This window comes from Mesorhizobium sp. (assembly GCF_004962925.1).
Classification (GTDB): domain Bacteria; phylum Pseudomonadota; class Alphaproteobacteria; order Rhizobiales; family Rhizobiaceae; genus Mesorhizobium.
Map to the genome: position 1 here is coordinate 29,061 of NZ_SUEO01000019.1, position 11,069 is coordinate 40,129.

At 64.2% G+C, this 11,069-nt stretch carries 10 protein-coding genes; 1 reads left to right on the top strand and 9 read right to left on the bottom strand.

The features are described from left to right. Nucleotides 1–182: 182 nt before the first annotated feature. The 4 genes from E5W87_RS06905 to E5W87_RS06920 all read right to left on the bottom strand — a co-directional run bounded on the left by E5W87_RS06905 (nt 183) and on the right by E5W87_RS06920 (nt 3,005). A complete protein-coding gene (locus E5W87_RS06905; RefSeq protein WP_292395228.1) occupies nt 183–1,271 on the bottom strand; it encodes an AbrB family transcriptional regulator in 1,089 nt (362 codons plus the stop codon). Nucleotides 1,272–1,341: 70 nt separating this feature from the next. Next, the gene (locus tag E5W87_RS06910) at nt 1,342–1,650 is read right to left on the bottom strand and encodes a putative quinol monooxygenase (RefSeq protein ID WP_292395230.1); all 309 of its coding nucleotides are present in this window, start codon (nt 1,648–1,650) and stop codon (nt 1,342–1,344) included. A gap of 46 nt (nt 1,651–1,696) precedes the next feature. After that, complete coding sequence (locus E5W87_RS06915; protein WP_292395232.1) at nt 1,697–2,497, bottom strand: SDR family oxidoreductase; 801 nt, start codon at nt 2,495–2,497, stop codon at nt 1,697–1,699. Nucleotides 2,498–2,567: 70 nt separating this feature from the next. After that, nucleotides 2,568–3,005, bottom strand: a complete 438-nt coding sequence (locus E5W87_RS06920; protein WP_292395234.1) for a DsrE family protein — start codon at nt 3,003–3,005, stop codon at nt 2,568–2,570. A 97-nt stretch (nt 3,006–3,102) separates the two neighbouring features. Between E5W87_RS06920 and E5W87_RS06925 the strand changes: the two genes are divergently transcribed. Then, the gene (locus tag E5W87_RS06925) at nt 3,103–4,176 is read left to right on the top strand and encodes a hypothetical protein (protein WP_292395236.1); all 1,074 of its coding nucleotides are present in this window, start codon (nt 3,103–3,105) and stop codon (nt 4,174–4,176) included. A gap of 238 nt (nt 4,177–4,414) precedes the next feature. On the opposite strand, the gene E5W87_RS06930 is transcribed toward E5W87_RS06925, so the two are convergent. The 5 genes from E5W87_RS06930 to E5W87_RS06950 all read right to left on the bottom strand — a co-directional run. Beyond that, nucleotides 4,415–5,329 (bottom strand): cation diffusion facilitator family transporter, encoded by a 915-nt coding sequence (locus E5W87_RS06930; RefSeq protein ID WP_292395268.1) that lies wholly within the window; start codon nt 5,327–5,329, stop codon nt 4,415–4,417. Between the two features lie 47 nt (nt 5,330–5,376). Further along, nucleotides 5,377–7,566 carry an anthranilate synthase gene (locus E5W87_RS06935; RefSeq protein WP_292395238.1) on the bottom strand — a complete coding sequence of 730 codons (2,190 nt, stop codon included), beginning with the start codon at nt 7,564–7,566 and terminating at the stop codon, nt 5,377–5,379. Between the two features lie 255 nt (nt 7,567–7,821). Beyond that, nucleotides 7,822–8,895, bottom strand: coding sequence for a succinylglutamate desuccinylase/aspartoacylase family protein (locus E5W87_RS06940; RefSeq protein WP_292395240.1), 1,074 nt, complete (start codon nt 8,893–8,895; stop codon nt 7,822–7,824). Nucleotides 8,896–8,980: 85 nt separating this feature from the next. Next, nucleotides 8,981–10,150 (bottom strand): MFS transporter, encoded by a 1,170-nt coding sequence (locus E5W87_RS06945; protein ID WP_292395243.1) that lies wholly within the window; start codon nt 10,148–10,150, stop codon nt 8,981–8,983. Between the two features lie 150 nt (nt 10,151–10,300). Next, a partial coding sequence (locus tag E5W87_RS06950) for an FAD-dependent oxidoreductase (protein ID WP_292395245.1) occupies nt 10,301–11,069 on the bottom strand: 769 nt, incomplete at its 5' end.

The window sequence follows — 11,069 nt, forward strand, 5'->3', positions numbered from 1 at the left end:
GTCTCACCGGCAAAGCCGGTCTGACGGGAAGCGACGGGGGTGGCGCGGATAGTCATGGCGGTTTTCATACAGGAGCGGCCAAGGAGAGGCAAGTGGGCCGAACGACAGTGGGCCGAAGGACTGGCGCTCCTTGAGCACTGGGCCACAGCGCCGCCGGTGTCTCAGCAGGCGTTGATTACACTCTACTCCCTCAGACTTCGCGCCACCAGCCGCGCCACGCTTGGCCCGATCAGCAGCACGACAAGGAAGCGGGCCGATTGCAGCGCCATGACGAAGGAGATGTCGACGTGCTGTGCGGCGGCGGCGATGATGGCGACGCTATCCATGCCGCCGGGGCTGGTCGCCAGATAGGTGGTCAGCGGATCGATGCCGAGCACATGGCTGATCATGAAGCCGAGGCCGCCGCAGAAAGCGATGAGGATGATGATCGAGCCGACGATCTGCGGCAGCGCCCGCGTCGCGTGGCGCAGAATTGCCCTGGTGAAATTCAGGCCGATGGTCCAGCCGATCATCGTATAGCCGAGGGCGAGCAGCCAGGGCGGCAACTGCATCGTCACGCCTAGTCCGAGATGCACCGTCGTGCCGAAAATGAAGGTGCCGAGGAAGAAGGGCGACGGCAGCCCGAGCAGCTTGCCGATGAGGCTACCGACGAGCGCCACACCAAGTGTCGCGGCAAAGGCCATTGGATCGATCGGCGGGAACCAGATGATAGCCGGGATCTCGATGCCGGATGTGTCGACCCACATCTTTGCGACGATCGCCGCAGTCATCGAGACGAAGATGACGCGCAGATATTGCATGAAGGCGACGAGGCGCTGGTCGGCTCCGAAGGCGCCGGCCATCAGCACCATGGCAGTGGCCGCGCCCGGCGATGAGCCCCAGACCGCGGTGGTGCCGGGCAGGATACGCCAGCGGCTGATCAGCCAGCCGAGCAGGCTGGAAGCGGCGACAGTCGCCATCACGACGCCGAGGAACAGCGGCCATTCCTTGTAGAAGACCGGAAAGATGTCGGCGGAGATCGAGCCGGCGACAAGGCAGCCGACGATCGCCTGGGCGGCGCCGAACAAAGGGCGCGGCATGCGCACCGTGGCGCCGTTGGTGCCGGCCAGGATCGCCGCCAGCATCGGCCCGATCAGCAGCGCCGCCGGCAAGGCGGCGAATTCCAGCGCGCCGGCAAAGAGGATCGAGAAGATCAGGAGGGCCAGCCACTGCCAGACTTTCGGCATCCGCGCCATACGTTCGACGGTCGGCTGGTCTGGCAAGGTGTCCATATTCGCGTCTTAGACCTGAAGAGGGGAGATGCGAACCCGCAGTGGTGAAAAATGCGTCTGCTCTCAGGTGTCAGCCGGTTTGGCCGTCAGGCAGGCCGAAGCCGCCTACGGGCTGCGTCTCGACCTGGAATTCGAAGCCGGCGATGATCGGCCGCGCCTTGGCGATCGCCGCTTGAACTTCCGGCAGTTGCAGCGAAGCCTTGTGGCTTGCCTGGTCGGTCCACACCTCGGTCACCCAGATCGCGTCGGCATCGGCTGGATCGGTGGCGATGATGTAGCTCAGACAGCCGGGCATCGCGCCGATGCTGGCAAGCAGGACGTCCATCATTGCGTCGCGCTGGCCCCGCATCGCCCGCATCTTGCCGATCAGACCGTACATTGCCGGTTTCTCCGTTGGTTGTCGCGACAAGTATGCAGGTCGCCGCTCACGGCATCAACTGGCCACCATTCACCTCGATCACTTGGCCGGTGATGTAACCGCTCAACACAGCGGACGAGAGGAACAGATAGGCACCGACGCAGTCCTCCGGCGTGCCGGCGCGGCCCTGTGGAATGGTGGCCACCATGCCCTTCATCTGCTCGTCGGTCGAATAGCGCTCATGGAAAGGTGTCGCGATGGTGCCCGGCGCCACCGCGTTGACGCGGACGTTGAAGCCGATCAGTTCCTTGGCCATGCCGCGGGTCACGTTGGAGACGAAGGCTTTGGCCGAGCCATAAAGGCCGGCGCCGCCGCCGGCGCCATTGCGCGCCGCGATCGACGAGGTGTTGACGATGAAGCCGCCCTGGCGCTTCAGCCATGGCATCGCCTTGCGCGAGGCGGTCAGCACGGAGCGGGCGTTGAGGTCCATCACCGCGTCGTAATGCGCCTCGGTCTGCTCGGCATAAGGCACGCGGCCGAGCATGCCGCCGGCATTGTTGACCAGGCCATCGAGCCGGCCGAAGTGTTGTGCACTGTCCTCGACGACGCGCTCGACATCGGCGGGGATCGAGAAATCGCCCTGGACGAGGAATACCTCGCCGCCGCCGTTGCGGATCGTCCCGGCCAGGTTTTCGGCCGCCGCCCGACTTGAATTGTAATGCAGCGCCACACGGCATTTCTGTGCGGCGTAAGCCAGGGCAAGTGCGGCCCCGATGCCTGTCGAAGCGCCGGTGATCAGCACCGCCTTGCCGGCGAGGTCGGGGATGACCAGGGTGGGGGTGACAAGGCTGGTTGTGGTGGCTGGCACGTCTATTCCTCCAGGCGACTATCTGCTCTTCGTAGGGCCTCGCCGCCCTGATGTTCAAGTCCGTAGAGTCTCAGGGCCGCAAATAGGCGTAGCCCTGGCGCTGCAATTCGGCGAGCTTGACGACACCGCCGGTCTCGGCGGCATGGAAGCCATCGAGCAGATCGGCGAGCGCAACATCCATGCCGTGCATGGTGTTGGCGCAAGCATGCGGGGTCAGCCCGTCGCGAACGAGACCGGAAAAACGGCTGGAAATGGCGGCCGACGCGCTCTTCGACTTGAAAGCGGCGAGTGCCGGTCCGTGCACGACCAGCACGATATCGACCTTGCCGCCGGTGCCGTCATAGTGGTTCTTGATGTTGCCCAGCACGAAACCGACCTTGTCGAGATCGCTGAGGTGGTAGGCGACCTTTTGCCTTTCCTCTTCCACGGCCGCTGCCTCGACCTGGCGCAGCCCGAAAAGGCCGGCGGCTCCGGCAAGTCCAACGCGGAAAATGTCGCGGCGTCGCATGACTTCATCCTTCTATTGCCGGCCTCGCAAATTGCGTGGCTTCGGCCCCGAACCTAGCATAAATTGAAGCCACGTCCTGTCGGGCGAGGAGGGGCACATGACATCGAGGACTACAGTGGGCGCCGGACTTGGTGTCGCCTTGCTTGCCGCACTTGCCGGCACCGCCCTTGCCGACGACAAGCTCACCGAACTCAGCCCGGACGGCAAGGATGCCTGTTTCGGGCGTGTCTATGACACCGCACATCTCAAGGCGCATCCGAACCAGAAGGTGGCACGGATCTTCTTCTACTATGGCAACGATCCGGTCAGCCACCCGAACGAGGAGCCGAGTAGCGGTCCGTCCGGCTACAACGGCTTCGTGGCCACGACGGTGCGCGGCGCCAAGAAGCCCGAGTGGGTCGGCGGCTGGTGCGGCAGAAGCGAGCCGCAGTCGAGCGAGATCCACTGCGGCATGGAATGCGACCGCACCATGGCCTCACTCAACCTCGACGAAAAAGGCCGGCTGATCGTCTCCAGCGTGCAGCGCAACCTTTATCTCGATGCCGGCGCCGAGGATGAGCTGGGCGAAAAGGAGTTTACCAATCAGGCACTCGGCACAGAAGACGACGGCTTTCGGCTCGACCGCATGCCGGCTGAGAGCTGCAAGGCCGAATTCGCTCGTATCGATCCGATCGATTCGGCGCTGGGAGCGCCGCTGCGTGAGCGGCTGAAGCCGGACCAGCCCTTCTGCTACGGGCGCGACTACGATGCCGCGCATCTCGGCTCGCATCCCGATCAGCTTACCCACACTATCCGGGTTTTCCGGGGCCCGATCGAGTTGGCCTCCTTCGCTAGGGATGGCGATCCGGCAAGCTGGCCGAGTGGTGCCGACATTGCCGTTTCCGTCACTACGCGCCACAAGGCCGCCAAGGTTACGCAGAGCTACAGTTGTGAAGGCGAAGCGGGCCAGTGGCGCTGCATGGCGAGCGCGAAGACGAGCGACTTTTCCTGCGACATCGCGGCCAGGGAGATTTATCTGCGCCGCGGCGCCAACGGCACGATGATGCTGGCCAATCCCAACAGCAGCCTGCCGATCGTCGACCTGTGCTCGAAGGCGGCAGAAGGCGAGACCGCATCCGACGACAAGGTCTATCGGCTGGAGCCGATGCCGCAGGCTGCCTGCGCGCCATAACGATCGCTTCGTCACCTATGGCGGAGCAAGGAGCGTAGCGACGCAGCGCAGACCGTAGGATCCATGCCGTGACTTGTGCGCGCCGCCACGGTGCAGGATTATGCTCCGCTGCGCACCCTGGCGAAGGTAGCGGCATGGATCCTAGGGTCTCCGCGACGGAGCTTCGCTCCTGCTTCGCCCTAGGATGACGAAGGAGGGAGGCTCCAGCCAATCTCGAACGTCTGCGGTGCTAACCGCTTCACGCGAATGGCACGGCCGTCGTGCCCTTTGGCAGTTTTGCCTCGTCGTCGGGCTCGACATGGATGGTGACGCGCACTGAAGGGATTTCTGCCTTCAGCGCGTCCTCGATGCGGTCGCAGATGACGTGGCTGGCGCCCACCGACATGTCGGCATCGACGACCAGGTGAAATTCGATGAAGGTGGCGCGGCCGGCGATGCGCGTCTTGAGATCGTGGACCTCCAGCGCCCCCTTGCAATTGGCCGAGATGATGTCGCGGATGTGCATGTGCTCCTGCGTGTCGACGGCGCGGTCCATCAGTCCGTTCATCGACGAGCCAATCACGTGCCAGCCCTGCCACAGGATGTTCAGCGCCACGATGACGGCAAGAGCGGGATCGAGGATTTGCCAGCCGGTGAGCACGGCACCCACCAGGCCGATGAACACGCCGACCGAGGTCGCCACGTCGGTCATGATGTGCCTGCCGTCGGCGACCAGTGCCGGCGACTTCTCGGCACGGCCGGCACGGATCAGCGTCCAGGCCCAGAAGGCGTTGATCACTGTCGCGACGCCGTTGATGGCGAGGCCTATCCAGGGCTGTTCGAGCGGGGCGGGATGCCGCCAGGACCACCATACCTCATTGAGGATCAGAAGGGCTGCCAGCACGATCAGCACGCCTTCCAGAACAGCCGAGAAATACTCGGCTTTGTGGTGGCCGAACGGATGATCCTGGTCGGCCGGCTTGTAGCTGACCTGGATCGCCCAATAGGCGGCGGCCGACGCAATGACGTTGACGATCGATTCCAGTGCGTCCGAATACAGCGCCACGGAACCGGTGACGTACCAGGCCGCCAGCTTCAGGCCGAGCACGACGCAAGCGACGATGATCGACCAGAAGGCGAGGCTGGCGACCCTCTTCTTTGCCGCCGACTTGATTTCTGCTGTGGTCACTGGGGAAGAAATCCCAACACGAACCCCTCGGGCTAAGCCGCCTTTTCCCTGGCCTTGCGCGGCAGATGCGCAACGATGTTCTCGATGATGCGCATGCCGGCATTGTGGCCGAGCGTCATGATCGATTCCGGGTGGAACTGCACCGCGGCGATCGGCTCCTTGTTGTGCTCGAAGGCCATGATGACGCCGTCCTCCGTCTCGGCGGTGACGATGAAGCCGTCGGGCAGGCGGACTGGATCGGCGAAGATCGAGTGGTAGCGGCCGACCGTCACCTCCTTGGGCAGGCCGGAAAAGATGATGCCCGGCTTCGACACGCGGATGCGCGACGGTTTGCCATGCATCGGCACGTGCAACTGCCGCAGCTCCCCGCCATAGGCTTCTGCCAGCGCCTGCAGGCCGAGGCAGACGCCGAAGATCGGCAGGTCGCGCGCGCGGGCCCGCTTGATGGTGGCGGCGCAGTCGAAGTCCTTCGGCGTGCCGGGGCCGGGCGACAGCACGACCAGGTTTGGCTTCAGCCGGTCGAAGACTTCGTCCGGCACAGGCGTGCGCACGGTCGAGACATTGGCGCCGGTCTGGCGGAAATAATTGGCCAGCGTATGGACGAAGGAGTCCTCGTGGTCGACGAGCAGGATGTTGACGCCGTCGCCGACGCGCGCGGTGGCGCGTTCGGTGTCGGCGGCATTGCCTGACTTGGCGTCGCGGATGGCTGAGATCATGGCGGATGCCTTCAGTTCGGTTTCGGCTTCTTCTTCCTCGGGAATGCTGTCGAAGAGCAGCGTGGCGCCGGCGCGCACCTCGGCGATGCCGTCCTTGATGCGAATGGTGCGAAGCGTCAGGCCGGTGTTCATGTCACCGTTGAAATTGACCATTCCGATCGCCCCGCCATACCAGGCGCGCGGGCTCTTCTCGTTCTGCTCGATGAAGCGCATAGCCCATAATTTCGGCGCGCCGGTGACGGTGACCGCCCAGGCATGGGACAGGAACGCGTCGAAGGCGTCCATGCCTTCGCGCAGCCGCCCCTCGATATGGTCGACGGTGTGGATCAGCCGCGAATACATCTCGATCTGGCGGCGGCCGATGACGCGCACCGAGCCCGGGTCGCAGACCCTCGACTTGTCGTTGCGGTCGACGTCCGAGCACATGGTCAGCTCGGATTCGTCCTTCTTCGAATTGAGCAATTTCAGGATCTGCTCGCTATCGGAAATGGCGTCGTCGCCGCGCTTGATGGTGCCGGAGATCGGACAGGTCTCGACACGGCGGCCGTTGACGCGCACGAACATTTCGGGGGAGGCGCCGATCAGGTATTCGCCCTCGCCGAGATTGATGAAGAAGGAATAGGGCGAGGGGTTGATGATCTTCAGCTTGCGGGAGATGTCGGAGGGCGGCGTCTCGCAGCGCTCGTAGAACATCTGGCCGGGCACGACCTCGAACAGGTCGCCGCGCTTGAAACTCTCCATCGCCTTGCGCACCAGATTGGCATATTCGCCGGGCTCATGGTCGCCGCGCGGCGGGATGCGGTCGGCGGTCTTGAACGGCTCGACGATTTCGTCGCGCGGCAATCCCTCCGTCGAAAACCCGTCGCCGGAATAGTCGTAGCGGTCGGTCCAGGCCTTGGTCGAATAGTGGTCGACGACCAGGATCTCGTCGGGCAGGAACAGCACAAGGTCGCGCTGGCTTTGCTGGCGCTCGAGCTTGTAGTCGACCGGATCGAACTGGAAGGCGAGATCGTAGCCGAAGGCGCCGTAGAGGCCGAGATTGGCGTCTTCCTCCGTTTTGAACAGAGCGGTGATGGCGCGCAGCACGGTGAAGACGGAGGGAACGCGGCTGCGTTCTTCTTCGGTGAGGGCACGGCCGGGCTTGGCCACGTCGAGGCGGATCAGCCTCTTCGACGTCTCGGCGATCGTCACGTCGTCAAGGCCGCCGAGTGCCTTGCCGATCACCGGCAGAAGCACCTCGCCACGGCTGTTCAGCGCCTCGATGCGCATGGCGCGGCCGCGCGCCGAGATCACCAGCGGCGGGTCGATGATGGCGGTGTCCCAGCGCGTGTAGCGGCCGGGATATTCGTAATTCGAGGAAAACACGGCGCCGCGGCGCGCATTCAGCCCGTCGATATAGGCGTCGATCGCGCCGTCGTAAGGCCGGTCGTGGCGCTCGCGGGTAATCGCCACGCCACCCGCGGTGACGAAGCGCTCCGCCCCGTTCTCCAGAATTTTCGTCGTCATTGCCGTCTCCATCAGCATCTATATCAGCGTCTTGGGGCAACCGACCCGGGCATGGCTTGAAAAAACAAATGGCCGCCCGGACATTCCGTTGCGGCCACCTTCTATTGTCACGCGCACGCGTTCGAACAGGCCGCTGTCAGCGAGCCCACCACCAAACCGTCTTGATCGAGCGCATGTTCATGGCGATTCCAATAGCGGCGATTGAACGGCCGCGCAACTGGATTCAATGGAGGGCATGGAGAAGCGCTTGAGCCCTCAATCCTCCAGTGTTCCCGACCTTGCGTCGGCGCTCTTCCTGTCGCCGACCAGCTTCAGCAGATCTTCGCCGGCACGGATGATGCGCCGGGAACGCCGTGTCAGGATGATGCCCGCCTGCGGCGCGAACACCGGCGTGCGGCCGCCGGCTTCACCCGGTGCATGGACGATGGTGGCAAGCAGCGCGCCTTTTGCCACACGGTCGCCGGGCTTCACGTTGTAGAGGATCGCACCCGCCCGAGGGGCCGGCATCATGTCGATGTTTTCGAGCGCTGCGACGATACCGGTGAAAGAATTGGGACCGGCAAAGCTGCCGGGCGCGGGCAGCGCCTGGTCCAGGATCACGCCGCGCGCAACCAGCAGCCGATAGAGTCCTTCAGCATCGGAAGCGGCGAGAGCGCCATCGACATCGAGTATGCCGCGATACTCGACCGTGGTGGCGATGCGCCGGTCGAACCGAGCCACATCGGCGGGGACGTTCAGATACGGCGTGATCGAGGCGCCTTCGAAGGTGCCGTCGGTGTCCTCATCCCACAGGATTACCGCACCAACGCCCATGGCCGCCGCACAATCCGCCATCGCCGGCCACAGGCTGGTGTGGACATAGAGGTAGGCGAGACCCTCGTCGTCGCAGTGCAGGTCGAGGACGATGTCGTGGCCGATCGACAGCTGCAGCAGCTGCGTCTTGAGCCGCTGATCGGCCGTACCGAGGGTGGTGTCCGGCAAGAGCGTTGTGTCCGGCGCGGCCAGCAGCGGAAAGCCGCGGTTGAAGTTGGTGCGCGTGCCCAGGTGAAAACGGCCCTGATGCTCGCCGAAATGATACTGGGCGCGGCCGATGGGATTGGCTTGGGGCACGATGGTGATAGTGCCCTTGATGCGGCCTTCCGCTTTGGCCTTTTCGAGCATCGGCATCAGCGCGTCGATGGCGACGACGCCCGGCAGCTCGCCGGCATGAAGTGCTGCCTGCAGATAGGCCGAAGGTGCTGCCTTGTCGATGCCGTCAAAGCGGAAAACCGGGAATTCGTAGGAAACGCCCTCGCTGTCGCCGGCAATGCGCTCGATCGATTTCTGCATGATACTCCTCCAGGAAAGAGGCCGAACACATGCCCTTTCGCCGATACGCTGTCGATTGGTCCAGTCTGCTGCGCTATGGGCGCAACTATTGCGCGGGGTGCGTCACCAGCAGCTGGCGGTCCAACGTCTGCGACATTACCGCCACGGCGACCGCCAGCAGGGCGAGCGCTGCGCCGACCAGCGGCAGATTGGCATAGGACACGCCCAGTGAAAGTGCCACGCCGCCTACCCAGGCGCCCACGGCATTGCCGATGTTGAAGGCGCCCTGGTTCAGCGTGGCGGCTAGGTTCGGCGCTTCGGAGGCCGCTTCGACGACGCGGATCTGCAATGGCGGCACGATGACGAAGACGAGCAGGCCCCACAGGAAAACGATGAAGATGGCCACGGCTGCGATGGCGCCGAATTCGGCGAAGCCGACGAGCAGCAGCGCCAGCATCAGCAGCGTGCCGATCACCGTCGGCATCAATTTCCAGTCGGCCAGCCTGCCGCCGATGATGTTGCCGATGGTCATGCCGCCGCCGAACAGCAGCAGCACCCAAGTCACCGTTGCGGTCGACAGGCCGGAGACGTCGGTGAGATAGGGCTTTATGTAGGTGAAGACGGCAAACAGGCTGGCCGATGCCAGCGCCGAGATCAGCATGGCCAGCCAGACCTGCAGCTTGCCGAGCACGCGCACCTCGCCGAGCAGGCCGCCGCCGCTCGGTTGGGTGATGCCGGCGGGCACCAGCCAGGCGATGGCTGCGACCGAGATAAGGCCGATCCCGACCACGGCCAGGAAGGTGGCGCGCCAGCCATAGGCTTCGCCGAGTGCTGTGCCGCCGGGAACACCGAGGATGTTGGACAAGGTCAGACCGGCGAACATCAGCGCGATGGCGCTGGCCCGCTTGTTACGCGGCACCAGACTGGCGGCGACGACCGAGCCGATGCCGAAGAAGGCGCCATGGCCGAAGGCTGTGAAGACGCGCGCCGCCATCAGCATCCAATAATTGGGCGCGATTGCGCACAACAGATTGCCGACGACGAACAACATTGTCAGGCCGATCAGCACCGGCTTGCGCGGCATGTGTGCGGTGGCCACCGCGATCACCGGCGCGCCGAAGACGACGCCGAGCGCATAGCCGGTGACCAGCAGGCCGGCCGAGGGGATCGAAACGCCGAGGTCGGCGGCGACCTCGGGCAGCAGGCCCATGATGACGAATTCGGTGGTGCCGATACAGAAGGACGCAATGGCAAGCGCTAGGATCGGCAGGGGCATGGTGCGTCCAGAATGAATCGGTTCAAATGGAGACTGTCCGGAGATGCGCCAGGCCCACAAGCGTCCTTGCTGCAATGCTGCATTGCAGAAAACGGGTAGCAGATCGCGACCGCGTTGTGCGTTTGCCGCCTGCGGTGAATGGAGAGCGGCCTATGCCAGCGGCTTCAGCTCCTGGGCAATGGTGGGCAGAAGTTCCGAGACATTCGGATGGATGTGCATTGCCCGCGCGAGCGTCCTGACCGGCGCCTTTGCATACATCAGGTCAAGCACGCAGTGTATCGCCTCGTCGCCACCGGGGCCGAGCACCGAACAGCCGAGGATTTCCTTGGTGTCGGCGTCGACCAGGATCTTCATAAAGCCTTGCGTCTCGCCTTTCTCGATGGCACGGCCGACGCGGGTCATCGGCCGCTGGCCGACCAGCGCGCGACGACCGGACTTTCTTACCGCTGTCTCGGTCATGCCGCAGCGGCCGAGCGGCGGATCGATATAGAGCGCGTAGGCCTCGATACGGTCGCTCACCTTGCGCGGATCGTTGTCGAGCAGATTGGCGGCTACGATCTCGTAATCGTTGTATGAGGTGTGGGTGAAGGCACCCTTGCCGTTGCAGTCACCCATCGCCCAGATGCCGGGCACGCTGGTGCGCAACTGGTCGTCGACGACAATGAAGCCGCGTTTGTCGACTTGGACGCCGGCCTTGTCGAGACCGAGATCGTCGGTGTTGGGCGTCCGGCCCAGCGCCAGCAGCACATGCGAGCCGACCGCCGGCGCCTTGCCGGCGGAGAAGGTCACGGCAATGTCATTGCCCTTTCTGGCGAAGCTGATGTCGTCGGCGCCGAGATGGACCGTGATGTCTTCGTTTTCGAGGATGCACAGGATGGCGGCCGAGACATCCTCGTCCTCGCGCGCGATCAGCCGCGGG

Bases quoted from the DNA above. Each gene is read 5' to 3' on its own strand.
- E5W87_RS06905 (WP_292395228.1), bottom strand. From the start codon at position 1,271: ATGGACACCTTGCCAGACCAGCCGACCGTCGAACGTATGGCGCGGATG.
- E5W87_RS06910 (WP_292395230.1), bottom strand. From the start codon at position 1,650: ATGTACGGTCTGATCGGCAAGATGCGGGCGATGCGGGGCCAGCGCGAC.
- E5W87_RS06920 (WP_292395234.1), bottom strand. From the start codon at position 3,005: ATGCGACGCCGCGACATTTTCCGCGTTGGACTTGCCGGAGCCGCCGGC.
- E5W87_RS06925 (WP_292395236.1), top strand. From the start codon at position 3,103: ATGACATCGAGGACTACAGTGGGCGCCGGACTTGGTGTCGCCTTGCTT.
- E5W87_RS06935 (WP_292395238.1), bottom strand. From the start codon at position 7,566: ATGACGACGAAAATTCTGGAGAACGGGGCGGAGCGCTTCGTCACCGCG.
- E5W87_RS06940 (WP_292395240.1), bottom strand. From the start codon at position 8,895: ATGCAGAAATCGATCGAGCGCATTGCCGGCGACAGCGAGGGCGTTTCC.
- E5W87_RS06945 (WP_292395243.1), bottom strand. From the start codon at position 10,150: ATGCCCCTGCCGATCCTAGCGCTTGCCATTGCGTCCTTCTGTATCGGC.